The 25,487-nt window shown below is 58.3% G+C and carries 19 protein-coding genes and 1 tRNA gene; 18 read left to right on the top strand and 2 right to left on the bottom strand.

Going from position 1 to position 25,487, the window contains the following annotated elements:
• The 10 genes from VSX56_RS18380 to VSX56_RS18335 all read left to right on the top strand — a co-directional run.
• Window positions 1-334, top strand: a 334-nt coding sequence (locus tag VSX56_RS18380; RefSeq protein ID WP_350938465.1) for a transposase, incomplete at its 5' end; no start/stop codon positions are given.
• Between the two features lie 395 nt (window positions 335-729).
• Window positions 730-805, top strand: a tRNA-Ala gene (locus VSX56_RS18375).
• Window positions 806-852: 47 nt separating this feature from the next.
• Window positions 853-1,263, top strand: a complete 411-nt coding sequence (locus VSX56_RS18370) for an AAA family ATPase (RefSeq protein ID WP_350939063.1) — start codon at window positions 853-855, stop codon at window positions 1,261-1,263.
• Window positions 1,264-1,441: 178 nt separating this feature from the next.
• Window positions 1,442-2,164 (top strand): hypothetical protein, encoded by a 723-nt coding sequence (locus VSX56_RS18365; RefSeq protein ID WP_350939062.1) that lies wholly within the window; start codon window positions 1,442-1,444, stop codon window positions 2,162-2,164.
• Entirely contained in the window at window positions 2,157-2,747 is a 591-nt protein-coding gene (locus VSX56_RS18360) for a hypothetical protein (RefSeq protein WP_350939061.1), read from the top strand. The genes VSX56_RS18365 and VSX56_RS18360 overlap by 8 nt, the downstream gene beginning before the upstream one ends.
• A 3-nt stretch (window positions 2,748-2,750) precedes the next feature.
• Window positions 2,751-6,155, top strand: a complete 3,405-nt coding sequence (locus VSX56_RS18355) for a UvrD-helicase domain-containing protein (RefSeq protein ID WP_350939060.1) — start codon at window positions 2,751-2,753, stop codon at window positions 6,153-6,155.
• Between the two features lie 84 nt (window positions 6,156-6,239).
• On the top strand, window positions 6,240-6,983 hold the full coding sequence (locus VSX56_RS18350) for a multiubiquitin domain-containing protein (RefSeq protein ID WP_350939059.1): 744 nt from the start codon (window positions 6,240-6,242) through the stop codon (window positions 6,981-6,983).
• On the top strand, window positions 6,983-7,366 hold the full coding sequence (locus VSX56_RS18345; protein ID WP_350939058.1) for an E2/UBC family protein: 384 nt from the start codon (window positions 6,983-6,985) through the stop codon (window positions 7,364-7,366). The genes VSX56_RS18350 and VSX56_RS18345 overlap by 1 nt, the downstream gene beginning before the upstream one ends.
• The gene (locus tag VSX56_RS18340) at window positions 7,363-8,709 is read left to right on the top strand and encodes a HesA/MoeB/ThiF family protein (RefSeq protein ID WP_350939057.1); all 1,347 of its coding nucleotides are present in this window, start codon (window positions 7,363-7,365) and stop codon (window positions 8,707-8,709) included. Before VSX56_RS18345 ends, VSX56_RS18340 begins: the two co-directional genes overlap by 4 nt.
• Complete coding sequence (locus tag VSX56_RS18335) at window positions 8,706-9,230, top strand: ubiquitination-like system serine protease family protein (protein ID WP_350939056.1); 525 nt, start codon at window positions 8,706-8,708, stop codon at window positions 9,228-9,230. The genes VSX56_RS18340 and VSX56_RS18335 overlap by 4 nt, the downstream gene beginning before the upstream one ends.
• A 166-nt stretch (window positions 9,231-9,396) precedes the next feature.
• Here the strand turns inward: VSX56_RS18335 and VSX56_RS18330 are convergent, their stop codons facing one another.
• Window positions 9,397-9,984: a recombinase family protein gene (locus VSX56_RS18330; RefSeq protein ID WP_350939055.1), complete on the bottom strand. Its 588-nt coding sequence runs from the start codon at window positions 9,982-9,984 to the stop codon at window positions 9,397-9,399.
• 542 nt (window positions 9,985-10,526) lie between these two features.
• Between VSX56_RS18330 and VSX56_RS18325 the strand changes: the two genes are divergently transcribed.
• On the top strand, window positions 10,527-16,868 hold the full coding sequence (locus tag VSX56_RS18325) for a P-loop NTPase family protein (RefSeq protein ID WP_350939054.1): 6,342 nt from the start codon (window positions 10,527-10,529) through the stop codon (window positions 16,866-16,868).
• A 578-nt stretch (window positions 16,869-17,446) separates the two neighbouring features.
• Window positions 17,447-17,737, top strand: coding sequence for a helix-turn-helix domain-containing protein (locus VSX56_RS18320; RefSeq protein WP_350939053.1), 291 nt, complete (start codon window positions 17,447-17,449; stop codon window positions 17,735-17,737).
• A 19-nt stretch (window positions 17,738-17,756) separates the two neighbouring features.
• Here VSX56_RS18320 and VSX56_RS18315 read toward each other — a convergent pair whose 3' ends face one another.
• The gene (locus tag VSX56_RS18315; RefSeq protein ID WP_350939052.1) at window positions 17,757-18,251 is read right to left on the bottom strand and encodes a hypothetical protein; all 495 of its coding nucleotides are present in this window, start codon (window positions 18,249-18,251) and stop codon (window positions 17,757-17,759) included.
• Window positions 18,252-18,399: 148 nt separating this feature from the next.
• Between VSX56_RS18315 and VSX56_RS18310 the strand changes: the two genes are divergently transcribed.
• From VSX56_RS18310 to VSX56_RS18285, 6 genes are all read left to right on the top strand, one after another.
• On the top strand, window positions 18,400-18,663 hold the full coding sequence (locus VSX56_RS18310; protein ID WP_350939051.1) for a helix-turn-helix domain-containing protein: 264 nt from the start codon (window positions 18,400-18,402) through the stop codon (window positions 18,661-18,663).
• Window positions 18,664-18,885: 222 nt separating this feature from the next.
• Window positions 18,886-19,386, top strand: coding sequence for a hypothetical protein (locus VSX56_RS18305; protein WP_350939050.1), 501 nt, complete (start codon window positions 18,886-18,888; stop codon window positions 19,384-19,386).
• Window positions 19,383-21,521, top strand: coding sequence for a TnsB C-terminal domain-containing protein (locus tag VSX56_RS18300; protein ID WP_350939049.1), 2,139 nt, complete (start codon window positions 19,383-19,385; stop codon window positions 21,519-21,521). Before VSX56_RS18305 ends, VSX56_RS18300 begins: the two co-directional genes overlap by 4 nt.
• A complete protein-coding gene (locus tag VSX56_RS18295) occupies window positions 21,511-22,467 on the top strand; it encodes a TniB family NTP-binding protein (protein ID WP_350939048.1) in 957 nt (318 codons plus the stop codon). Before VSX56_RS18300 ends, VSX56_RS18295 begins: the two co-directional genes overlap by 11 nt.
• Window positions 22,464-24,263 carry a TniQ family protein gene (locus tag VSX56_RS18290; protein WP_350939047.1) on the top strand — a complete coding sequence of 600 codons (1,800 nt, stop codon included), beginning with the start codon at window positions 22,464-22,466 and terminating at the stop codon, window positions 24,261-24,263. The genes VSX56_RS18295 and VSX56_RS18290 overlap by 4 nt, the downstream gene beginning before the upstream one ends.
• A gap of 340 nt (window positions 24,264-24,603) precedes the next feature.
• Window positions 24,604-25,143, top strand: a complete 540-nt coding sequence (locus VSX56_RS18285; protein ID WP_350939046.1) for an AAA family ATPase — start codon at window positions 24,604-24,606, stop codon at window positions 25,141-25,143.
• The last annotated feature ends 344 nt before the right edge of the window (window positions 25,144-25,487 follow it).

Raw genomic sequence — 25,487 nt, 5'->3', positions numbered from 1 at the left:
CGCTGATCAGATGCGTCCGAAACTGCCAAAGCTGGCGACCCTCATGGACGGCGCCGAGGAGGATGTGCTGGCCTACATGACCTTTCCCCAGCAGCATCGAACGAAGCTACACAGCACAAATCCGATGGAGCGCCTAAACGGCGAGATCAAGCGCCGTACGGACGTGGTCGGGATCTTTCCTAATGAGGCTTCGATCCGCCGCCTCGTTGGGGCCATCCTGATGGAGCAGACCGAGGAATGGACCGTCCAGCGCGGTCGATACATGACACTGGAAACGCTGGCGCCAATCTGCGATGATGTCGTGGTCAGCTTGCCTGCAGCGCAGCGCGACTGATCAGCTCGGCCCGCCAGTCAGCACGAGGCCCGCTATGAGCTACACCATCAGTTGGGACACGATCTTTCAAGCTGCAGCTCACCGACTTGCGTCTTAGGCGACGCAAAGAAGACCGCCGCGCACGGCGTAGCGACCTTCTCAGGACCGACGACGACAATTACCATTTCGAGGCCAGCTCAGAGACCACAAAAAAGAAAAGGGGGACGGCGACATTATTACCTCGTCTTGTAAAAAGAGACATTTTGATAAGCGGGCCAAATATGGATGAGACCACTGGGATGGTTCCTCGCGACATCCGAAAACATCTTCTGGAAAATTACAAAAAATCAAAATTCCCGCTTGCACTACCCCAAATTCCCTACTAATAACCCGCCTACGCAAAACACTTTGCGAACGGGGCCTTAGCTCAGCTGGGAGAGCGCTTGCATGGCATGCAAGAGGTCAGGGGTTCGATCCCCCTAGGCTCCACCAAAATTTACTTGAAAAGCACCCGATAGGTCTGCCTTTCTTGTCAGGGGATTTGCCTCTGCCGCGCAGACGGGTGCTGTTTTCCCTACGAAAATCCATGCTGCCTTGATCCGCGCCTTTCTGCGTATCGATCGCTGCGAAGCGTTTCTCCTTTCACTACCGAGGATGGCCATGAGCGACCATTTCTTCGTCGTGACGGGCGGCCTTGGGTCGCGGGCAAGACCAGCCTGATCACCGAGCTCGCCCGCCGCGGCCTCCACACAATCCCCGAATCCGGCCGCGCGGTCATCCGCGAGGAGATGCAGAGCGGGGGAGACGCCCTCCCTTGGGCGGATCGCAGGGCCTATGCCGAAAGGATGCTGGAGCAGGACCTGCGCGCCTACGAGGACGCTCAGCGGCGGCATCACACCCGCCATGAAACTGAAAATGGCCGCGTGAACCCTACAGGTGCGCCCCGATAAAATGGGGAGGATTACGGGGAGACTGATCTCTCTATCAAAGCAACTTTCTCTCCTCTATAATTTCCAAAGGCTTAATTGAATTACGGGGATACATTTGTGTAATGGGTTCATAAGGCCGCTTACTAAGCGTCGACGTGACGGCACGCTCTACACGCGTCGCGCTGACGTGGAAGAGGCATTGGCAACACTGATAATTCAGCCGCGCGAGGATATCGTTGCAGCTCTGAAGATCCGTGACAAATTGTCACATAATTATATAAAGTCCGAGTGCATCGTCTATCTCATACGCAACACGCGTGACGACAACGATGAAGGCTACTTTAACGAACTATATCGCGAGCTCATGCGCCGGATCGCCTCTGCGCTACCACGCGTCTATGGCGAGTTGGCGGACCGATCAGAAGATATACATGCTGCTGCCGGGCGCGAACGAGTAAGAGACACACTCAACGAGAAGCTCTTGGAAGATCTGGAAGAGCCAGGGTCGGCTCTCGATTACTTCGAAGTGATGTTCGATGGAGCCATCGCAGCACTCCGGGCGACGTCAATGAATAAAGAGAGAAAAAATGCACTCCGCACCCAAGCCATCGAAGACGAGACATGCGAACCGTCTCTCGCTGTAGAACGCGCCGTCGGAAGCCTGGATCTCAAGGAGGAGTTGCTTTCCGACGACCCAATTTACCGGTTACGCGTAGCCGAAGCGATTAGGTCATTACCATACAAGAACCGACAAGTCATCGAACTGATCCTTAGGGAAATACCAATCACGTCTACCGAAGATAGTGTCCTAACCATTCAAAAGTTGATCGGCGTGAAATCCGAGAAGACCGTTCGAAACCGGCGTGATGAGGCATACCGACTGATCCGCCAAGCTCTGTCGATTGGAGACGACCATGACTGACAGCCACAACGACAGCGCAGAAGAAATCTTCCTCGCATTCGCAGTCGAGCAGGAGCACGACAACGCAACCCTTGACCATTATCTCCAGCTATACCCACACCTTTCGGACGAGTTGATCGACCTATCCCTTGATTTGAGACTGCAACGCGTGACTGAAGAAATCACCACGTCGGCCGATGAGACGTGGGTAGAAGCGTCCCTTGCAGCCTTCCGAGCCACGTCGCCGGCTCAGGCACCCGCCGCGGTGGTCGACCCATTCTCCAACGTCTCGCCCCAGGAACTGGTAAGTCTTCGCCGTGCCCTTGATGTGCCCAGCGGGGTGATCCAAGGGTTTCGCTCTCGGCTTGTGGACATCGCCAGCGTGCCCGCGTGGTTTGTCGACGCTCTTGCACACGGTCTCCGCTCCACTGCGGACGACCTGCGCCGCTTCATGGCAGCACCACCTCGACTTGCTCCGGGCATCAGCTACAAGGCCGACGATGCTCCATCCCCAGAGCAGGAGAAAATCACATTCGAGGACCTGCTCAAGCAATGCAAAGTGCCGGATGAGCGACGTCAGCAGTTGCTGTCCTCACAGGACTGACCCATGGATGCTGTCGAACTCGCACGCCAGCGCGCCTCTGTGCTTCATGATGAAGTGGTCTCCAAGGGCGCCGACCCTTGGGATCCAGAGGCGCTCGTTAAAGCCGCCGCATCCAGTCTGGAATTGGATATCGAGCTCGTCGAGCCAGGCAGCGCGATCTTGGAGGGCGGCCGGGCACAGTTCGATCCCATAAATCGTGCCATCAGGCACGAGGACTCGGGAACAACCTTCTTCAAGGCCTTCCTAGTGGGCCACGAACTCGGTCACGCTAATCTCGGCGACGACCGGATTGTGCACGTCGCCCACGACGTCGATCCCACGCGACCTGCGGAAGCTGCCCCCGTTGGCGCAGATCGGGTCGTCGACTACAGTCGGCGGCAGCGCCGCGAGGTCCAGATGGACCTGTTCAGTCGTGAGCTTTTGCTACCGCGCAAACGGGCTCGTGCACTCCACCTTGACGGCATGACAGCATCAGAGATTGCGACGAGGCTGGGAGCCCCTTTCGACGTTGTCGCGCTACAGCTTCTCGATGCGCTGCTGATTCCGGCGATCGAGCCGGACCCTGACGGGGCCGAGGCAAGGCCTCCGAAGCAGCTCAACGATGAGCAGCGCGAGGCTGCACGGCATCGTGGGCCTCCCTATCTTCTCGAGGCCGGACCGGGAACGGGAAAGACGCAGACCCTAGTCGCGCGGGTCGCCGGCCTCGTCGATGAAGGAATCGACCCCCGATCAATTCTTGTGCTTACTTTCTCCAACAAGGCTGCCGGAGAACTATCAGAGCGTATCGCCGGACTGCGACCAGAGGCAGCGTCGGCGATGTGGATCGGGACATTCCACGCCTTCGGCCTCGATCTGGTGCGAAGATACCACAAGCAGTTGGGCTTCCCGAGAGAGCCCCGCATGATGGATCGCAGCGAGGCGATCACGATTATGGAGCGCGAATATCTCGCACTGGGCCTCACCCATCATCGGGAATTCATGAATCCAGATCGTCCCCTCAAGGACATGCTCACCGCGATATCCCGGGCGAAGGACGAGGTCGCTGACGCTGACCGCTACGCCGCGCTGGCGCGAGAGATGCTGGACAGGGCCACCGACCCCGAAGCCCGCAATGCCGCTGAGCGGTGCGCCGAAGTCGCGCTTGTTTATAAGAAATACGAAGAGTTGAAGCTCGCAGCCTGCGCGGTGGACTTCGGCGATCTGGTGTCTTTGCCCGTAAAGCTGCTCGAGTCCGATGCCGAGGCAGTCTCGATTCTGCGTGCAACATATAGCCACGTCCTCGTCGACGAGTATCAAGACGTGAACCGCAGCAGCGTGAGGCTGCTCCAACGACTGACGGATGTTGGCAAAAACCTCTGGGCCGTCGGTGATGCTCGGCAGGCAATCTACAGGTTCCGCGGCGCATCCTCGTTCAACATGTCGCGATTCAAGACCGAGGACTTTCCCGGTGGGACTGGTGATCGACTGCGTCTCAACTATCGCTCGACCCCCGAGATCGTCGGCGCATTTTCGAGTTTCGGCGGAGGCATGCGGGCTGGTACTGGCGATGCCTCTCTCAAAGCAGATCGACCGTCTAGCGGTGTCCCGCCAGAGCATGTGACCTTTGGCGACAACGACGACGAGGCGGACGCACTCGCCGACGAAATTCTGCGCCATTCTCAAGACGTCTCCTTCCGCGACCAAGCTGTGCTCTGCCCCGGTAACGACCGGCTCAACCGCATGGGACGTGAACTTGAGCGACGCGGAATTCCCGTTCTCTACCTCGGCAATCTCTTCGAACGGCCCGAGGTCAAGGATCTGCTGTCTGTTCTGTCGTTGCTCGTCGACAAGCGTGCCATGGGACTGGTGCGTAATCCCTCACTTCAGGGATTGTCGTCCGGTTTAAGTCTGGCGGGTGCCGCAGCGGTGATCGAGCACCTTCGGCAGGCGGAAGCTGGACCGCTCGCCTGGGCCGGTTCATCGCCCTCGCTACCAACACTGGACGCCGCTGACGCTGACGCCATGCGCCGGGTGTCCGGCATGCTGGACGGCTTTGGTACCGATGCCCTTCCCTGGTCCGTGCTGGCGCATATCATACTCGATCGGACACGAGCGGCGGCGCTGATCGCTTCAACGGACGACATCTCGAGTCGCGCCATGGGCGTCGCGATCTGGCAGCTGATGGGCTTCCTGCGCGTTCAACGTCCAGGGGCGGGTCTGCCGATCCAACGCACGCTAGACGGGATCAGGCGCCTTATCCAACTCGCCGATGAACGGGATCTTAGACAGATTCCACTGGCCGCTCAGGGCATCGACGCGGTCCGGCTGATGACCATCCATGGTAGCAAGGGACTCGAGTTTCCCGTGGTGCATGTCATGGGTCTGAATAAGGGGAGCATGCCCAGCACTGCACGGAAGCCGGCCTGTCCGGTTCCAGATGGCATGATCGCTGGCGGAGAAGGCGGAACGATTGCTCTGGCTGCTGCGGATCACGCTCTCGAGCAGGAATGCCTTCTATATGTCGCTGCCTCTCGTGCCCGGAACCGCCTCCTGCTCTACTCAGCGACCCGAATGGCGAACGGCAATCGACGCAACCCCTCGGATTTCATCGCACGGTTAGGCATAACGACAACCCGCGCGGCAACGCCGCACACGGACCGGAAACCGGACCCTGAGGATGAACCGCTCCCGATCGTATTGGGGCCTGGTATCAAGGTCACGACAGCGCAACTGGATCTGTATGATCGGTGCCCGCGACGCTTTTTGTACACCCATGTGCTTGGCGTTGGCGGTCGACGCACGCCAACAACCATGACGATAATGCACGATCTGGTCCGCGCCATCGCGACGGAAATCGCCGCCACTGATCCCTCCGTCCTGTCGCTTGGTGACATGGAGAGACTGCTGGAACAGAGATGGTCCGAAGGGCCACTGGCTGGAGAAGAGTATCGGCTGCACCGTGAAGTTGCGACCCTGCTTGTGCAGAGGTTCGTGGCAATGCGCGCAGGTACAATCCGCTCGATACCGCCTTCTCTCCAAACAGGGATCGGAACGACGACCGTCTCGGCAAATGCAGACGATGTCGTGATGACCCCTAATGGACGGCATGTCGTGCGAATGGTTCGGACCGGTCACCGATCCTCCAAAACCGGACGGGGCCTCGCCGACGCCGCCTTCCAGATGGCCGCCGCCAACTCACTTCCCGGATGCACGGTCGAGATCGTCCACCTCGGCGACGACGATCACACTATAAGGGTCGAGTTTGACCATAAGGCGCTCGGCAAGAGAGCAGAGAAGCTTGCTGAAGTCTTCACGGCGATAGAGGACGGTAACTTCACGCCAGAGCGATCCGACCGCACATGCCCCTTCTGTCCCGCCTTTTTTACCTGCGGTCCAGTGGCCGACGGCAAGCTGCAAAAAAAACTCTGACCAAAATTACCGGTCGGCCGATGCTGGCGAGATTAACCCTGTGAGACCGACGCAATCAGGCCGAGGTCCACAGGAAAACAAAATATGTCTCTTATCGAAAACCCCGACATCGACGATGTCGCACTCGCTGTGCAGGAAGATCGCCCCCTGCGCCCCGGTCGCTACCGGATCTCGCTCGCTGTCGACAGCGTAGATTTCCACCCGCTTATCCTCGACGATCCGGTTCCGCTCGGCCGCCAGATCCTGAAGAAGGCCGGCATTAACGACATCGATGGTCACTCACTGTTCGTGATCACGTCCGAAGGCGACTTTGAAGATGTCCGGGCGGATGAGCAGGTCGATCTGCGCGATCGTGCCGCCTTCCGCTTCATCACTTTCAGCACCGACCCGCTCTACCGCGTCAAGCTCAACGAGGCGCGCATCGTGTGGGGCCGCTCTTCCATCCCTGAAGCGGTGCTGCGTGCGCTCGCCGGCATCGGCAGTGACGAGGCGGTCTTCCTGGAGGTGCGCGGCGGCAAGGACAAGCTGATCGAACCGGGCACCGATGCGGATCTCGCCGCCACCGGCGTCGAGAAGTTCATCACGGCGCCCAACAAGGTCACCTACACGTTCTTCGTCAACGGCAAGGCCTACGAGACCGATAAGAAGAAGCTGACCGGCGCGCAGATCAAGGCGATGGTATCTGACTGGGATCCGCAGCATGACCTGTCGCTGGAGGGCGAGGGCGATGACCCGGACCGCATCATCGCCGATGATGAGGCTGTGAGCGTCATTCCGAAGCATGGTGTCCGCCGTTTCTCGTCGGTCCCCAAGGCGAATTTCGGCTGATGCCCGGCGTTCTCGACATGCAGCTGGAGCAGCTGCGGGAGCGCTTCGGCGAGGTTCAGACCCGGCAGTTGCCGAGCGGCACCACGCTCGTCACCGTGCCGGGCGTCCGCCTGCCGGAGGGGTGGTCGAAGTCGTCGACCACCATCCGCTTCATCGTCCCGCCCGGATACCCGTTTGCACAGCTCGACTGCTTCTGGGCGGATTCTGATCTTCAGCTAGCACATGGAGGCCCGCCACAGAATTCGGCGTCAAATCCTGTCCCGGAGACCGCCGAGCCGGCGCTGTGGTTCTCGTGGCATCTGATGGGACCTTGGAACCCCAACCGCGACACACTGTCGACATGGATGAATGTGGTAATAGATCGAATGAGGCAGGTCCAATGAGCCGCGTCCGCTTTCCTGCATCTCTCTACTCCGACCTGGCGTCGACGCTGCTCGACGCCGATGGTCTGGAGAGCTGTGCCATCGCGTATGCCCATTACGATGCGCAGAGCGCGGCGTGGATCGTTGCCGACGCCAAACCTGTACCGGACGATGCATATGAGCACCGCACCCGCATATCTGCCGTCCTGAAATCGTGCTTCCTTATAGAGGTTGCAAATCGCAGCCGGGTCACCGGCATGGCCGTCGTCGCGATCCACACGCATCCCGCCAGTCCCGGCCATCCACGTTTCTCGACGACCGACGATGCGGGCGAAACGGAACTGGGTTCGTATTTGGCGCGTCGAGCCGCTCCAGTGCCGCATGTCGCGCTGGTAATCGGCCCAGAGGGTTGTCGCGCACGACTTCTCGGAAACGATGATGAGATTGACGTTTGGGAAGTGGGCGAAAGTCTCATGCTCCATTCGCCCATGCACGGCGTCTCCGATCAGGAACGCGATGATCGGCAGGTCCGGGCATTTGGAGCGCCGGGGCAACGGCTGCTGCGCCGCCTTCATTTCGGCGTGATTGGTGCAGGTGGGACGGGATCGCTCGAGTGCCAGCAACTTGCTCATCTCGGCGCCACGCGCGTCACGGTGATCGACCCCGATCTGGTCGAGGAGACGAACCTGAACCGCCTCGTCGGCTCCATCCCCTCGGACGTTGGCCTACCGAAGGTCGAGGTCGCGGCCAGGATGATCCACGCCACTCATCCTGATACCACGGTGGTGCCGCTTCAGGCCGACATTGTCGACGAGGAGGTAGCTAGGCTCATCGCGACCTTCGATTTCGTGCTGTTGTGCACGGACTCCCACGCGAGCCGGGCGGTCGTCAACCAAGCCGCCTATCAGTATTTGGTGCCCGTAATCGATATGGGCGTCAGCATCACTGTCGCAAACGGAGCTGTCAGCCACATCACAGGGCGCGTGCAGATGCTCGCCCCGGGTCTGCCGTGCCTGAACTGCTCGGGCGCGCTCGACGGCGAGGCAATTCGGCGGGAAATGCTGACTCCGGAACAGCGCGCAGCGGACCCCTATGTCCACGGCGAGCACGAACCCCAGCCCGCGGTTCTCTCGATCAACTCTACCGTAAGTTTGCTCGCTATGACCATGCTGCTCGGGGCTGTAACGCCGGTTCCGATCAAACCGCGTTATCAGGTTTATGACGGCATTCGCGGCCGAGTGAAGGAGATGGCTGTCGCCGTGCAGCCGAATTGCGTGGCCTGCTCGTCCATGGGCGCCTTCGCTAAAGGCCCAACCTGGAATCTGCCGGTCCGACCGACACCTTACAAAAGGAGCGAAAAATGACAGAACCTGCACGAATGGTCCGGTTGGTCGGCGATGCCGAATACAGGGACCAGGCCGAAGCAATCCTCAACGCCCCAGGTGACACATCCATGGTGTTTCGCTCACGGCCCAGATCGATTGTCATGGCGTGTCCCGATGGGTGCGGCGAAACCCTGGTGATCAACCTGGACAGTCGCGCCGACAAAGCATGGCGCTTTGACCTGCGTGGAGAAGGACTTACCCTCTTTCCCTCGGTATGGCGCGAAGGAGGGTGCGAAAGCCACTTCATCGTCTGGCGTGGCCACATTCTGTGGTGCGACCGATTTGAAAGGGGAAATCGCGAACCGCCTTATAATCCGGAGATCGAGGCTGCCGTTCTCAGCGCAATGGACGAGGTTCAGCCACGTAACGCCGTGGAACTGGCCGATGCAATCGACGAACTAGTCTGGGACGTCAATCGTGTCGGACATCGGCTGGTGGGGCAAGGCCTAGCGAGATCGTGGAAGATTAATGGAGGGTGGATGTTCGTGCGGGTAGCATGAACCATAGATCGGGGTAATTATTAAGGGCGAGAGTGGCGTTGTAGCACATTTCGAACGGCAGCTTTGGAGAACGCAGCCATGCTGAATCCGCACCCAATATCTGTTCTTTCTGGTACTAGACGACGACGTATTCGGGGCCTGATGCCGGACGGGGCAGAATCCCACGCTAAGGCTTAGTTTTTGGGTAATTGCGCTGCAATGTCCTGTAGACGGTAGGTCTTGAGACAGAGAAGAGCTCAGCCAGATCGCTAATGGAATATTCGCCGGAGGCGTGCATCCGGCTCAGTTCTTTTTGTCGTTTTTCAGATAGTTTCGGCTGCTTTCCACGAAGTTTTCCCCTGGCGCGGGCAATCGCCATACCTTCGCGGGTGCGCATTCGGATGAGGTCGGCCTCGAACTCGGCGAAGGTGGCGAGGATGTTGAAGAACATCTTTCCCATCGGGTCGGTCGGATCATAGACAGATGCGCCGAGGGCAAGCTTGACGCCCTTCCTTTCCAACTGTTCCGCGATGGCCCGCGCGTCGGGGACCGAGCGCGCGAGGCGGTCCAGCTTCGGCACGACAAACATGTCGCCTGCGCGCACGGCGGCGAGGGCCTGGGCGAGGCCGGGCCGGTCGCGGTTCGTACCCGTCAGACCGTGGTCTGTGTAAATGCGGTCTTCGGTGATCCCAAGCTCTGCAAGGGCAGCACGTTGCGCTGCCAAATCCTGACGGTCGGTAGAGCACCGGGCATAGCCAATTTTGATCACGGTCATACTCAAGTGTACGTTTATGGGGCGTCATGTGCGAATGAAATAGTACCACCTAAATGATACAACTTGAAGTGCGGCTTCGCTGCCACTCGCAAGCCACGCTAAAACTGTCCACTGAACGATCCCCTTACGGACGCGAGCACGCCGACTACCGGGACAGCACGATCATGCCGCGACTGCGGGACGTCTAGCGGAAAGGGCGGGAAGCCGACAAATGCGGATGCAGCGAAATAGTTAAAATATCTGCTTGGAGCGGTCATTCGATCACCGCGCCACGAGTGTTAGTTGGCCAAGGCGGTCCTTGACTGGCCGGTTCACGACGGCCCGGCCTGGATGGTGCGCTAGGGCTCAGTATTGGACTGGCCGAGGGCAACAGATTCAGCCTACATTCTGTGCTGGCCGTTGATCTCGTGCCGATATACCATTGTTTTACAACTCTCGAGGTTACATTGCGCGAAGCCGGACGACGAATAGACACGGTCAGAGTATCACGAGCCGGACACACTTTTCACGAACGGTGGGCGGCACGGCGAGCCCTACAGCTTGTGTTTCCAAAGGACGATCTCTTTGCGGTCGTCGTCGAAGGGCTTTCTCCTCACGAGAGCCTCAAACTTGGCCAGGAGGCAGAGGATATTGCCGATCTCGTTCTCTACTATGGGGGCGGCGACACTTTTGCGACCTGCGTAGCTCAGCAAATTTTGCAATTCAAATATAAGGAGGCTGCTGATCCGGTCACATCATCTTATCTCAAGAAGACGATCAAGAAGTTCGCCGCAACGCTACGAAACTTCCGGACGAGCGTGACGCAAAAGGAAATTGAGGAAAAGCTCTCGTTTGCATTCGTAACAAACGCGGAATTCTCAAGTGACCTTTGGGAAGCCATTTCATGCGCGAAGTCAGGAGAAAAGCCCACAACGAATAGCGCTCAAACCCAACTTCAATACCTCAAGACCTGGTGTAAGGAAGAAAAAATTGAAGCGGAGTACATATTCCCGCTCATCGAGTTTCGGGCCTCGACAAGCGATCTGCCTTCACAGAACCGATCCTTGCGAAGAACGGTCAGTGACTGGTCGGCTGATTCCGCCGGTCAGGCGGCGAAAAGGCTGTTCGCTCTTGTAGAGCTTGTCCGTGAGAAGGCGCAGATCGAGGGGCAGGGCAAGAACTCGATCAGGCGTGAGGATGTCCTCGATGCGCTTGAATGTGATGAGGATCAGCTTTTTCCGGCGGAGACACGGTTCGTTGATGTTGGTGACGTCGTTGAGCGCAGCGTCATACAAGACGTAAGAGACTGCGTCTTGACTAGCAATTTACCGGTGTTCCTGCATGCCGACGGCGGTGTCGGAAAAACGGTCTTTATCCAAAGCCTTGCGGCAAATATAACGGATACCTTGGAGGTCATCGTGTTCGATTGTTTCGGAGGCGGTTCGTATCGCTCCGAAGCCCAGGCTCGTCACCTGCCTCGGATTGGTTTGCTGCAAATCATCAACGAACTGGCGGCTCGCGGACTCTGCGATCCACTTCTTCCAACCGACAGCGATCAATATGGATTGGTCGAAGTTGCCCGAAAGCGCCTCAAGCAAGCGAGTGAAACCGTCAAGAAACAGTCCGCAATGCAAGGCGTACTGGTTGTTTTGGACGCTGCGGACAATGCGCAGCTTGAAGCCGATGCGCGCAATGAGGCTGCCTTTCCAAGGCTTCTGCTTGCATCGCTCAGCGCGGAGCCTATCGAGGGCGTGAAACTCTTGCTCACCGCTCGTCCCCATCGGATGGATCGCGTCATCGGCAAGGGCCAAACAAAGCGCCTTGAGCTTGAGCCCTTCACTGTAATGGAAACGCGGCGCTTCCTTGAAACGAGGCGCGAGAATATCTCAGATGTAGAGTTCTCCACGGCTCTCGCGCGTTCGCGGGGCAATGCCCGTGTTCTCGAATACCTTGTCGAAAGCTGGGACACAAATGTATCCGGTACCGTGCCACAGACCGAAATATCTGTGGAACAATTGATCGAACAAAAGTGTGCCACAATATTTGGTGAATTACACACGGCAGGTTGGAGCGAGAATGACGTTCGGGAATTATTTGCCGCTCTGTCACTTCTTCCGCCGCCTATTCCATTGACTGAACTTGCCGAGGCGTTGGGCTGGTCTGAATCGCAGGTAAATAGCGCCGCATCCGATCTTGCGCCCATGCTTGAAATGGTCAAACACGGAGCAATATTCCGAGACGAGCCGACTGAGACCTATATCAAGGAACAGTACGCAAGCGAGGCTGCAGCCCAGCAGTCCATCGCGGAACGGCTTCAAGCGCGCCAGAAGGACTCGGTCTACGCTGCAGAGGCGCTGCCGCACTTCCTTGTGGTCATCGGCGACAGCAACAGAGCCTATCAGATTGCTAGATCTGATGAATTTCCGGCTGCCGTCAAATCCGAATATGGGCGGCGCCGGTTAAGACTTGCGCGACTCTACGCGGCTTTCTCGCTTGCCACGCGCGAGAACGACCTAGACCGTGTCTTGCGCCTCACGATTGAACTCTCGCAAGTGGCTTCGGCAAACGCGAGAGGCGATCAGTTCATCCGGCGTTCTCCGGCACTGGCCACAGTCCTGGGAGACTCTGATGCATCACGCCGGCTGTTCAACGATCGGTCCGGCTGGCGCGGTGCCCGTGATGCACGCCTCATCGTCGCGTACTCTTTTTCAGACGAGCTTGACGAAGCGCACATCCATCAGAACAGGGCAATCGGCTGGATAAACTGGTATCTCCACCATGATGATGAGACTAAAAGGATTCAGCGCTCGGGTCCGGAAGCATCTGATGTTGCTGCGGTGATATTCCTGAGTGTGTTGAGGAATGAGTTCTCGTCATTTAATCGCAATATGCAAATTTGGCGCTTTAGGTTTGCGCTATCTGTCATCGAAGAGCTGATCATGCTGTGCGCGCAGCATGAAACAGCGAATGGAAGTGAGGCGTTGCAGTCTCTTGCCAAGTTCGCTGCCTCGAAGAGGTGCCTGTCCCTCCCCCTCCAGATCGGGCTTCTAGCGAATGATTATGGCCTTGCGAAAAGCAGGCTGAAAGCCGTTTCGCGAGCGGCAAGCACTCTTTCGGCACGGTACAAGAAGCCGGTGCCGGAGGACCATTCAGACTACGAGATGGAACTGCAAGGTGCAGTCTCCAGTGCGGCAATGGCCTCCATGATCGTGAACTCCAGACTATCGGCAAGGCAGGTGCTCAAGCTGTATCGCCACCGGAGGCCATCAAGCTATGATTTCGGTGAGCAGCACGGCAACAACAGAATATGGATGCCGGTTCAATCTGCATGCGTCGGCGCGTGGTCTGTAGGTAGGCCTTTGTCGTTTAGCGACCTGATCCCAGAGGATGTTGAAGTAACGCGGACGACCAAATTGATCGGGTCAGAGGCTGACCTAAAAGCCTATCTCGACAGCCTCACAGTCTTAGATAAACGCCGCAAGCAGCGGAGGAGCAAGCAGCCCGCTAAGTCCAAGCAGTTCTCAGAGCATGAGCGGGATAACATTGTTAAAGGCGTCGCATGCATTTTGAAGCTGACCAAGCCAATAGAGAGCGCCGTTCTTTCCGGACGTGCGTTATCAAACAGTGATTTAACAACATATTTGGCGGCTTGGAAATCAGCACTGCGGCCTGACGTACATTGGAATGCCCAAACTGGGAGAGACAATGTTGCCCGCCATGTCGGCTTTGGATTCTTAATGATATTGCTTCGGCATTGTGAGGCCGTCGAAAAACAAGAAGCGGAAGAGCTTATAGGGATTGTCGAAGCGAACCGGTTCTCCCTTGACGAGAAGTTGAGTGTTTTCGCACTCATAGCCCGGCGTTCGAACCTGTCTGATGTGACAGGAGCCTACGCAAGCTCCCTTTCCAGAGACATTGTGAAGGACGACTACATTGGGCAGCGTGGCGAGTCCTACCGGCAATTGGCCGAGTCATTGGTGCCGATGAGCATCGCGGAGGCGAGGGAGTATTACAGCAAGGGTTTGGCTCAGCTTGACCAGATGGGCGGAGATGATTTCGACTTGATCTATTCCGCCCTTCACTACGCGGCTGAGCAGCCTGGGGGAAATATCAGGCCGGAGCTCTCGCACCGTCTTATGAATCTTTGCCATACAATTTTCCAACACGAACCGTCAAAGTTTGGGTGGACGTTGTTCGGACGCGCTGCCTCTTCCTCCATCGGCTTCTCGGCAATGTACAAGCTGATACGCTGGTTCGATCAGGAGGTCGTTGATTACTCCTACGGCCTGCCCCAACTCGTCTGTTACCTCGCGAAGGCAGGCCGGCTGGACCCACGGCGCGCGGCTGTATTGCTTACGGTGTGTGAGGATCACGGCTGGCATGAGTGGCAAGTTGGGAAGGGACTGAGAGATCTGCTTTCAGTTGCCAAGCCGGAAGATAGGGTGGCCATCTTCTCACTGGTGGCCGGAAAGCTAGATCGCGAACACAGTTTCGGCGGGTGGCCAACACTGTGGGAGAGCCTACTCGACTGTGTGGATGCCTTTGAAGAAATTGGCGATGACGCATTGGTAGACCGCTTGCGGGGCCTGCGAGACGCAGCACAGCATGAGCGCGACCTTCAGAATGCAAGATCGAATCACAGCAGTACGGTCACTGATCAAAGCCTCCATGTAGGCACGAGAAAGCAGACCGATGAGTCTCGCGAGGAAGCCTTTTCAGCTGTTCTCGCCAGGTTCGATCCGGAGTCCGCACAGTCGCTGGATGAAGCGTTGCAAGAATTCCAAGCCAATGAGTTGTTGCAGTTCGACGACAGGAAGCGCCTGTTCGATGAAATACGTGAAACCTGCCCTTATTCGAAGAGACTGAACTTTATCGAGGCACTTTGTGAATCCGCCGAGCTTAGGTTCGATAGCGCTTTGGATCTGATTATCGAATACGTGGAAGCATGGGCCGGCACCACGGCGCATATAGCGAACAATGTTTTCAGTCTGATCAAGAAGTTTTTTGCATTCAAAGGCTCGGAGCTGTTCGATCTTCGCTACTCGGGAATTTCGCGGCAAATCTACCGCCTGTCGGAGCTATGCGGTGATCCGAAGTTTGTTCTGCAATTGGTCTTGGAGACTATAGCAAAGGAGCGCCTCGAACTCGGAGGGGACGAGTGGCTTCAGTTAGCCACCAGCCTGTGTGGTCATACTGATCCGTCGACAGCTTTGGAGGCGTTCGAGAGTCTTCTGTCGAGCTCGGCTGCAAAGGTCGGCGATGAGATCGGCGAAGGATCGTATCGCAGCGCATTTGCGGGCAAGAGCAGCGAGAGCGAAGTGCTTGCGGACATCATTTGGCACATGCTCGGAGACAGTGATGCCTTTGTCAGATGGCGTGCGTCAAGAAGCCTGAAGGGTATGGTCGCTCTCGGGTTGACCGAGGATGTCGAGCAACTGCTTAACCGTTTCGATGTGAAAGAGAACGCATCGCTGACCTCCGACAGTCACCACTTCGCATTCCTGAATTCACAGCAATGGCTCTTGATGGGGATAGCACGGGCCGCCCTGCATCACGGTGAAGAACTGGAAGCCCTCAAGCCGCGGCTTGAGGCACTCGCAAACCGAGCCGATTTGCATGCGATTAACAAGCTTCATGTGGCCCGATGTTTGGCACACATAGAGGGCGATGGAGACACTAGTACGCGTGGTGCGGAGCTATTGAGCGAAATTCAGTCGCCTCCGCATGGGGTCATTGAGCGCAATGGTTGGCCTGACAAAAAGGATCGGCGGATCGACTTCGGTTTTGACTACGACTTTGACAAGTACAAGGTGTCCAATCTGGCCAGGCTCTTCGGGATATCGGACAACGAAGCCAGCGACTGCATTGCCGATGAAGTAATTCAACAGTGGCCAGATGCAAAGAGCATGTCTGACTTCCCCGGTGGCATTCATTACCGGCACGGTGAAGATGATAGGTTCGAGACCTACCGGGATCACGTGCAAAAGCATGCGCTCCTCCATGCTGCAACGACGCTGGTGAAATCACGTCCCGTCGTACGCGCCAGCTATGACTCTGAAGACGGGAACCCTTGGAACGAGTGGCTAAGGGAAAACGACGTATCGTTTGAGGACGGATCGTGGTTGTTCGACCACAAGGATTCTGTTCCGGCGCATGCCCGACAAAACCTCCTGGGTGAAAGAAAAGGAAGTCAGGAAACACTCGTCGATGATGAAGCATTGTTTCGGAAGGTCGGGTTCCCCGAGGGGTCGGAGGATGGCTTCTTGCCCCTCTGCGGAGAGTGGAAGTCACCGGATGGCGTATTCGTCAGGTTCATGTCCGCTCTGATCAGGGAGCGGGGCGCGGTCGGGCAATGTGCGAAGTTCTCGAAATTACCTCAACACGATCTCTGGCTGCCAAGTTTTCAGTCAGATGGGCGTGTTGATCGCCACGCCGGGACGACACCCTTCAATCCGTTGATATGGGAGCCGGAGAAGTATCCCATTGGCATTGACGAACATGACGAGTGGGCCACCCGGGGAGCTATGGCCCGTCCAAGGCTGGGACTGGCGCTCAACAAGCTGCTCGGGCTGTCACCCGACGCTGAAGAACGCCATTGGCGTGACCGCGCAAACAGGCGTGCATTGAAGAGCGAAGTTTGGGGCGAGTGGCGCCCGGACCCCGATCGTCACAGGAGCAGATATCAGGATGAAGGCGCTATTCTGTGGGCGAAACACGGCTGGCTTGACGATGCGCTTAAATCCTACGGGCAAAGCCTCATCTTCAAGCTCAGTTTCTCGAAATATAAGTCAAGCAATAGCTATGATGATTCAACCGGTGTCCGAGGTCTGTTTGTGGGTCTAAAGCGCAGCGGCGAGGCCCCTCGCTTCTGGTTCGCCAAAAAGGCGTCTAAAACAATTTACTAGATTCGGCGTTTGTGGCTCTGGCCATTTGCGTATCGTTCGGTTTTCCGTGGAGAAGCAGGTCTCTGAGACTTGTATGTAAATTCGGGGCTGCGATAGGCTGAGGAATATTTCATCTTCCGCGAGGTGGCGAGTTTCAGTCTGTGCGAGACTGGTTAGGCTGCCGATGGGCTCGATGAGCCCATCTCCGTTCAGCGAATGGCCGGTTTGGCGAAGCTGCGCCGCAGCGACACAAATCTCGCGAGGGTCCGCTTTGGGCCGACATTGCCAGCACAATCCTTCCGCATCTGCGAAATACTACGTTAGCGTCATCAAACGCGAAGGGCTCGGAAGGACTGTTCGCTGCACTCCGCCGGAACTGTAGCCGTTGGCGAATGAACTCAGAGAGGCAGACTTTGCTATCTGCGCAATTCAATTATCTGTCGCGCTATATCTGGCAGCAGCTAATAGAAACGCCACCATTCATTGGGTCGTAGCGGGACCGGAGCTTGGTTCTATACCGGCTTGTAGAAAAGCTATTGGCGAAACATACGGCATTGCCGTATGATCATTTCGTGGGGCGTGAGCACTAGGATCCAGACATGACACTAGGTACAGAGCTCGTTGCAAGCGCCAAGGAGGCTTTGGCGATCGCGGAAGGGAAGCTGGAACCTCCAGCGGCATTTGAGCCGATCCCGGTTGATGTGGCTGCTATTCGCAAGGCGCAGAACCTGTCTCAAAGCCGTTTCGCGCAACGCTACGGCCTGCCCGTCAGTACAGTTCGCGATTGGGAACAGGGACGAAGACGCCCGGACCGCGCAGCCTGCCTGCTCCTCCGCCTGATTGCAGCTGAACCCGCAACCGTCGCACGGGTTCTGTCCTCACCGGAATGAGGCATCCCAGCCGGATACGTTATCCCTCTCTCTCGCCGTCGGCCTTCTGACCTGTCCGAGACGCGGCAAGAAGGTACAGCCGCCTGAATGTTTGCGAACCGAGCTTCAGCACGCGGGCCGCCCCCGCATAGCTCCCTGCGCTTGCGTAAGCGTCGATGACTGCTTCATCCGGAATGTCGACAGCCGGACGACCCGGCAGGCTAGCTTGCCCAAGGTTGCCACGCTTCTTGGCAATCCACTTTGCATCGACCCCGTGGAGTTCCGCGAGGCGCGTGTTAGTCAGGCCTTCGGAAAACTGCTCGGCGAGCAGCTGATCGAAGTCGAAACCAAAGGCGCTCAGGACTTCCAGGAGGTTCCTGCGACTGGCGGGAAATGCCGCTTTGACCTTGGCCAGAGACCGGCTGTCCACCATCGCGTGAAGAAATTCCCTGTGGTGTATGATCCGCCCATCGCCGCAACTGTAGACGATGATGTCTTCGCCGTGAATCCTGATGCAGTTTTTCGGCACCGCCATCTTTTCCTTCCTGCTCCAGATTTCCGATTTATCCGTTGAAATTGAAGATCGGGAATTTCACCCGAGTTTTTAACGCATTGAACCGGAAAGCATTTATTGACTCGCGAATCGGTTGCTGATTCTCTCATGGGTACGAAGTCAGGAAATCATGTTTGCGGAACAGGTGCCCGATATCATCAACATTCCTCATGAACGTCTGAAGATGGAGCTGCGGCTGCGTGGCAAATCCATCGCGTCCATTGCGCGTGAGCTCGACGTCTTTCGTTCATCGGTCACTTTGGTGAGCCAAGGCCTTAGGCGGTCCGAAAAGATCGAAAGGGCTTTGGCCGAGGCCATCGGGATGACACCCCAGGAGCTTTTCCCTGACAGATATCCAGCAGAGGAGGAGGAGCGCCCGGACACCAAAACCTGACATCGGGAAATAAAAAGACCCTCCTGCGCCAACAGGAAGGCCTTTTGAATAAGTGTCGTGTGGTACCGACCCCTTATTCATCCCCCGAGTCTCCAGAAAAGTCAACCTGCCGAGCGTCGCTCGGCAGGGCTGCTCAACTCATTCCAAACATAGGGGGATGCCGCACCACGCCAGCTCCGGTCCACATGGGTCGGCGCCCAGGCGAGGTGCGCTCCAATCACGATGAATCAAAACCTGATCTACCGCGGGCCGGAAGCGAGCCACGCGACCCGACCGATTGCGCGCCGCTCCAAGGGGAGCCTGCGCGGCTCGATCGTGGCAGCCCTTCCGGGCTTTCCGCGCCCGCGCATCATCCAGTTCGAGAGTGCGCTCGAATACGCTTTCCTGTGCCTCATGCTGGAGCGCGATGATGTCTACCACATTCAGGAACAGCCGCCTGCCGTCGCCTTTTCCGACGCCGATGGTCGTCCTGCACACAACACCTTCGACTTCCTGATCACGCTGACGAGCGGAGAGCGCATTGCCGTCGCGATCAAACCGATGTCGCGGGTGCTCCGCCTCAACTTCGTGTCTCAGCTGGAAAACATCGCTGCGGCCGTTTCGAAGCGGTTTGCCGACCGGGTGCTGCTTGTCACCGAGCAGCATATCGAGCGTCCCAAGGCAGCCGATGCCGCACGCAGGCTTGCGAAAGCCCGCCCCCAACTGACGGAGGTAACGCAATGACCATTCGGTTCCGTTTTTCCAAGTCCGACATGATCACGACTGCAGGCGTCGCGATGCGGCCGGTGGAGATCACTGGCAGTGGCGGTATTTTCGAGCGGGTCGGTCAGCCGGGAATCACCGAGACCTTCTCGCACGATGAACTCGCCGCGCTGATGCGGCGCCCCGATACCAGCTATTACCCTGCTTACTTCGATCTGGCCGCGCAAAAGGCGCGCCAGGGACAGCCCGTTCAGCAGATCAATGAATTGCCGCCGAAGATCCGGCGTCTGGCGCTCTGGCGGAAAGCGGTCTGCGATGCCTTCCTGACGCTTTCAGCAGCCGGCGACATCAATCGAACCCATGACGGCTTTGCGCGGGGGCGCGCGAAGCTGTCTGAGGAGGTTCAGCGCCTCCTCGGGGAAACACCGGAAACCCGCAGATCGGCCAAGCCCGGAACCGACATCGTGACGCGACAGCTGCCGGGAAGCAGGACGCTGTTTCAATGGGTCCGCAGGTACGAGAAAGCTGGCTTCTCCGCTTTGGTGCTTATTCCGGCGACACACAGGTCGGGCAACAAGAGCCCCCGATGGTGCCCCCGCGCCGAGGCCCTGATGAACCAGGTCATCGAGACCTATGCCGACACGCAGAGACCGACAAAGACGCAGGCGATCAAGGAAAACGTGGCACTCTTCAAGGCGGAAAACCAACGGCGGGTGGACGCAGGGGCGGAGGCTCTGGTCATCCCGTCTGCGGCAAGCATTCGGCGCCGCCTCAACATGGCGGATCCGTTTTACGTCTATGCCAAGAGATACGGCGCCGCCGCGGCAGCATCGCGCTTTACCCTGTTCGGCAGCGGGCCCGATGTTCAGTATCCGCTGGAGCGCGTGGAGATGGACGAGAACCGCCTTGATGTCATCTCTCTGCTCACCCTGAGCGGAATTTGGGATCACCTGCCCCGGGAACGACAGGAACGCTTCGAGAGTGGACGCCGCTGGCTCTATATCGCCATCGACTGCGCCACGAAATGCGTGGTTTCCATGCGCCTCGCAGAGACGCCAAATTCCGACGACGCAATCCGGGCGCTTCGGGACATCTTCGAGGACAAGACGCCGATTGCGAAAGCCGCGGGCTGCGAGAGCACCTGGCATCACCACGGAGGCATCGGAACCCTTGTCACCGATATGGGGTCGGCTTTCGTCTCCGATGATTTTCAGGGGACCGTGGCATCCTTGGGGGTGACCGCACACCTGCCGCCGGCCGGTCTTCCGTGGTTACGCGGACACATCGAGTCCTTCTTCCGCACGCTTGGACACCAGCTGATGCCGTTGCTCGCGGGGCGGACGTTCTTCGATACGGTTCAGCGTGGCGACTATCCGTCCGAGCAACTGGCCTGTCTCTGCGACGATGATCTGATCACGATCCTGCTGACCTACATCGTCGATATCTACCACAACCAGCCGCACGGATCCCTGAAGGGGGAAACCCCGAATGCGGCCTGGGCCCGCCTCGTTGCCGAGCATGGCACGGCGCCGGTGCCGGATGGGCTGACACTAAGGAAAGCCTTCGGGCGTCCCTTGTCTCGCAAACTCAGGGGCGATGGCGTGATGTTCTGCGGCCTGACCTACAGCTGCGACGCGCTGCGGGAGGCCTTCCTGCATTCCCCGACGCGAACGGTCGAAATCCGGGCCGACCTGCGCGACATCGGCTGGATCGCCGTCAAGGTCGGTGCCACCTGGTACCCTGCGATAGCCAATCAGCCCGGTTTTGACGGTATCAGCTATGACCAGCTTCGCGAGGGAATGCGGGCGATACGTCACAAGTATCGGAAAGACGCCCTGATCGACGCCCCGACAGTTCTGCGTGCGATCGAGCGGATCTCCGAGGCCAATCGGCGCGCCTTTGCCCTCCGCGAATTGACGCCGTTCCACGTGACCGACGCCGATGTCGAACGCCATCAGGCCGCATTGCACTACCCAATCCGTTCCGACGCCGAGCGTCTGGGGCATATTTCACCATCGGTCGATCCGTTGGCAGACGGCATCCAGATCAGCCCGCGCAAGGAGAGCACCGCCCCATCACAGCCGGATGTTCCGGATGATCCCCACGCCAACAGACGCGAGCGGCGCAATCGCTGGAGGTTCAACGATGACAATTGATCCGAACAACCAAACCGTTCTGCGGATCGCAATGCTACGGGACCATTTTATTCAACATGACCGCTTCACCCCGTTAGAGGAGCTGTTTTCCCGACTTGCCGAGAAACGGCTGGCCGACATCCAGACGGGCCGGGTCAACGAGGCCCACGGCCTGGCGCTGTCGGGACCATCCGGGGCGGGCAAAAGTGCCGCGATCGCGCATCTCCTGAAGACTGAGCGGGCGCGATTGGATGACGAAGGATATGGGGACGCGACAATCATCAGCCTCCGTGTGCCATCGCCTGCAACGCTGAAATTCGTTGGTCAGACGCTGTTGCGAGCCCTTGGGTATCAGATCAGTTCGGAGCGGCAGGCCTGGTACATCTGGGATCTGGTCCGCCATCACCTCCGCGAGCGGCGTGTAATGTTCGTCCACCTCGATGAGGCACAGGATCTGGCATCCCGTGGCACGAAGCATGAACTGAACTCGGTGGCCTCCATGCTGAAGACCCTGATGACCGACGACGAGTGGCCCGTTGGGATCATTTTGTCTGGTACGGAAGAGCTTGAGGACATTCTCAATCACGATCCGCAACTGGCTCGCCGGATGAAGACGGTGCATTTCGAGAGCCTTAGCCCGGCGGCCCATGCAAACGATGTGCTCGATTTGTTGGAAAGCTACTGCGAAAGGGCCGAGTTGATACCCGCGCCACAGCTGCTGAGCCTGGAACACGGTGAACGGTTGATACATGCCGCGGCCAATCAGTTCGGGCTGGTGATCGAGCTGATCCTGGAAGCCATCGAAGAGGCCTTTCTGCAGAAAGACACAGCCCTGTCCTGCAAGCACTTCCGCCGGGCCTATCAGCTACGCACCTCCTGTGAGGACGAGTTCAATCCGTTCATCATTCCGGACTTTTACCGCATCGATGCCCGACAGGTTTTCACACGGGGAGGACGGAGATCATGATCGTGAAACGTCTTCCGCTTCGCGTCCCCCATACGCCCGGGGAAGCCGCAACCTCCTTCGCTTCGCGCCTGGCACGGCGCAATGGGGTCCGGCGCCTTGTCACCTTCTGCTCTGATGTCGGCCTCGACTACAGCCAATTGATGAACGGTGCCCCGGCAGAAATAGAACGTTTGGCGGCCCTGGGCGGTGCAGATCTCCATGCACTGCAATTCTGGACGCCGCGCCTCATCGGGGAGGGATGGTTCGAGCTGGGCAAAGCGAGCCTGAAGTTCACATGTTTCCAGAGAACGACCGCACGTGTCTGCCCGGCCTGCCTTTCTAACGCGCATCAGCGCCCTGTCCGCGATCACGGGGGGCATTACGGCCTCTGGCAGCTAGAAAGCATCCGCACCTGCGAAGTCCACGGTTGCCTGCTGGAGCCGTTGGTGCCAGTCGGGCACGGCAGAGACGCCTTTGATAGCGTCAGCCTTCTGGATGGCTATACGCCACGGCTTCCCACCTATGTGGAGGAGAATGAACGACGTCTGGAAGTCTGGCTCATCGAACGGATCAGCCTTGGTTGCGGGAACGGCTGGTTCGATGATCTGCCGATCCATGTCGCCGCCCAGACGGCCGAAAACCTCGGCGCGCTAATGACCTTGGGGGCTGACGCAAAGCGTTCGGAAATCTCGGCTCGGGATTGGCTGCGGGCGGGAGCCGCAGGGTTCGAGGTCATGCGAAACGGGTTGGATGCCATGCAGGCGACCCTGCGCGAGATCCAGTCCCTAACGCCGATTGATGCCCGTCTGCACCGTCACAGGTTCCGGCTTTTCTACAACTGGCTGCGTGACCGCGACGAAGACCCCGCCTTCGATATCATTCGCGACAGCGTCCGCGAGTATATCTGGTCGAATTTTCCTGTGGCCGAGGGCTCCATTATTCTTGGCGTGCCAGCGCCCCAACAGCGGATCCACACGTCCGCGACTGCGGCAGCCGCCTCAGGAGTGAGCCGGTGGAAGATCGAGAAGCACCTGATCCAGCGCGGTATGGCTTGGCCGAGGAGCAACGGACAGGGCGTCCATTTGCACGCCTATCCAACCGCAGAGACAATTTCCGAGATCACGACCCAGGTCGATACCATGATCTCGGCAACGCGGGCTGGAGAGATCCTCGGCGTGACGCTGGCGACATTGAGGCTGCTGAGGCAAAAGGGACTTGTCTCTCATGCTCCGGCCTGCCCGAAAGGCGCGTCATATTTCGAAGAAGGTGAGGTCTCGGAGTTTCTGAAGAAGCTGAGAGGCCTGACAAAGCCCGAGAGTGAGGCGCCGGAGGATGCGGTCCCTTTCCGCGAGGCCGCGCTTCAGTGCCAGACCTCCCTGGCCGAGGTCGTCGCCTGCGTCCTGGACAATCGCTTGCCCCTGTTCGCCTCTGTCCCAGCCAAGGCGAGGTTCGGGGATCTTTCGGTCTCCATCCGAGCCATCCGTCAGACTACCACCATCCCCGCAGATGAGGCGCTCTCCCTTGGCGAAGCCAGCCTGCGGCTGAAAACCGATACGCGCACCATTCGTGCCCTTCTGGAGCACGGCCATATCGACCACATCCAGCCCTTCTCCGATGCCAAGCACCGCAGGTGGCGGGTGATCTGCGCCAGAAGCGTGGAGCATTTCCGATCTAACCACGTTTCGCTGACCGAGTTGGCTGGCAGCCGTAATCGAGACGCGGCCAATCTCAGCAAGGACCTCTACCGCCACGGCGTCCGGCCATTGCGGCTCGGGGAGAAGTGCCAGCGGTTCTTCAGGTGGTGTGATGTGATCTAGCCGAGACAGCTACCCTATCAGAAGCCGACCTTCGGGTCGGCTTTTTCATCTCGTCCGAGAGGCAAGCCTATGTGACGGAAAAGGCAGCTTCGGTGTCTCCCCAAGATTATGACGCACTGATTTTAAAGGAAAATTTTTGCTCGGAAAGGCAAAACTATCTGCTTCTTCTCATTACTTGAAAAGCACCAGATAGCTCTGACTTTTTCGTCAGAGGATTTGCCTCTGCCGCCGTGCAGGCGGGTGCTGTTTTCCCTATGAAAATCCATGCTGCTTTTATCCGCGCCTTTTCGGCGTGTCGATCGCTGCGCAGCCCTTCCCCTGTAAAACCCGAGGATGGCCCATGAGCGACCATTTCTTCGTCGTGACGGGCGGTCCCGGTGCGGGCAAGACCAGCCTCATCACCGAGCTCGCCCGCCGCGGTTTCCATACAATCCCCGAATCCGGCCGCGCGATCATTTTCGAAGAATTGCAGCGCGGCGGAGACGCCCTCCCCTGGGCCGATCGCCTTGCCTATGCCGAACGAATGCTGGAGCAGGACCTGCGCGCCTACAGCGCCACACAGGCACTCTCAGGCGCCGTGATCTTCGACCGCGGCATCCCTGATATCTTGGGCTACCTGACCCTCTGCGGCCTCCCCGTGCCGCCCCACGTCGCCGCAGCAGCCAAGTCAGCCCGCCACAACCGTCGCGCCTTCCTGGTGCCGTTCTGGGATAAGATCTTCACGCAAGACAGCGAACGCAAGCAGACTCGCGCCGAAGCTGAAGCGACCTGTGCCGTCATACGGGAGACCTACACCGCGCTCGGATACCAAATCACGGAGTTGCCGCGCGCCGACATTACAACACGCGCCGACTTCATCTGTGCGCAGCGGGTCAACTGACCGTGATCGCGGCATTCCGTGGCGAAACTGCTGAAGCGGACAAACCGCATGGTCCCTCCGGCCTCCCGCTGCCTGACACTCACGGCCCATTGCCGTCATTCGTGCCATTGCATCCGATGGCCGGTCTCAGCGCTTTGTAGACACTTCCTCATCGTCGCTCGCCGCGGCACAACTGTCCCAGATGCGCTCGTATGTAGCGGCATGTAGCACCGGCACAGGCCATGATGGTTGGTCAGACCAAGTTTTCCGTTCAGCGGGTAATCTCCCCTGATCCCAAAGGGATGCGGAAGTAGAATTTTCTCGTCAGGATGAGTGAGGAGATTCCGATGAAGAACACACGTTTC

The organism is Thioclava kandeliae (assembly GCF_040297545.1).
GTDB classification, from domain to species: Bacteria; Pseudomonadota; Alphaproteobacteria; order Rhodobacterales; family Rhodobacteraceae; genus Thioclava; species Thioclava kandeliae.
Note: the sequence above shows the minus strand (reverse complement) of the source record. Positions and strands in the feature narration are given on the sequence as shown.

Excerpts from the sequence above, each read along its gene's own strand:
- VSX56_RS18340 (WP_350939057.1), top strand. The coding sequence starts at position 7,363 with ATGAGCCGCGTCCGCTTTCCTGCATCTCTCTACTCCGACCTGGCGTCG.
- VSX56_RS18285 (WP_350939046.1), top strand. The coding sequence starts at position 24,604 with ATGAGCGACCATTTCTTCGTCGTGACGGGCGGTCCCGGTGCGGGCAAG.
- VSX56_RS18355 (WP_350939060.1), top strand. The coding sequence starts at position 2,751 with ATGGATGCTGTCGAACTCGCACGCCAGCGCGCCTCTGTGCTTCATGAT.
- VSX56_RS18305 (WP_350939050.1), top strand. The coding sequence starts at position 18,886 with ATGAATCAAAACCTGATCTACCGCGGGCCGGAAGCGAGCCACGCGACC.
- VSX56_RS18295 (WP_350939048.1), top strand. The coding sequence starts at position 21,511 with ATGACAATTGATCCGAACAACCAAACCGTTCTGCGGATCGCAATGCTA.
- VSX56_RS18360 (WP_350939061.1), top strand. The coding sequence starts at position 2,157 with ATGACTGACAGCCACAACGACAGCGCAGAAGAAATCTTCCTCGCATTC.
- VSX56_RS18345 (WP_350939058.1), top strand. The coding sequence starts at position 6,983 with ATGCCCGGCGTTCTCGACATGCAGCTGGAGCAGCTGCGGGAGCGCTTC.
- VSX56_RS18315 (WP_350939052.1), bottom strand. The coding sequence starts at position 18,251 with ATGGCGGTGCCGAAAAACTGCATCAGGATTCACGGCGAAGACATCATC.
- VSX56_RS18290 (WP_350939047.1), top strand. The coding sequence starts at position 22,464 with ATGATCGTGAAACGTCTTCCGCTTCGCGTCCCCCATACGCCCGGGGAA.
- VSX56_RS18310 (WP_350939051.1), top strand. The coding sequence starts at position 18,400 with ATGTTTGCGGAACAGGTGCCCGATATCATCAACATTCCTCATGAACGT.
- VSX56_RS18300 (WP_350939049.1), top strand. The coding sequence starts at position 19,383 with ATGACCATTCGGTTCCGTTTTTCCAAGTCCGACATGATCACGACTGCA.
- VSX56_RS18350 (WP_350939059.1), top strand. The coding sequence starts at position 6,240 with ATGTCTCTTATCGAAAACCCCGACATCGACGATGTCGCACTCGCTGTG.
- VSX56_RS18320 (WP_350939053.1), top strand. The coding sequence starts at position 17,447 with ATGACACTAGGTACAGAGCTCGTTGCAAGCGCCAAGGAGGCTTTGGCG.
- VSX56_RS18330 (WP_350939055.1), bottom strand. The coding sequence starts at position 9,984 with ATGACCGTGATCAAAATTGGCTATGCCCGGTGCTCTACCGACCGTCAG.
- VSX56_RS18335 (WP_350939056.1), top strand. The coding sequence starts at position 8,706 with ATGACAGAACCTGCACGAATGGTCCGGTTGGTCGGCGATGCCGAATAC.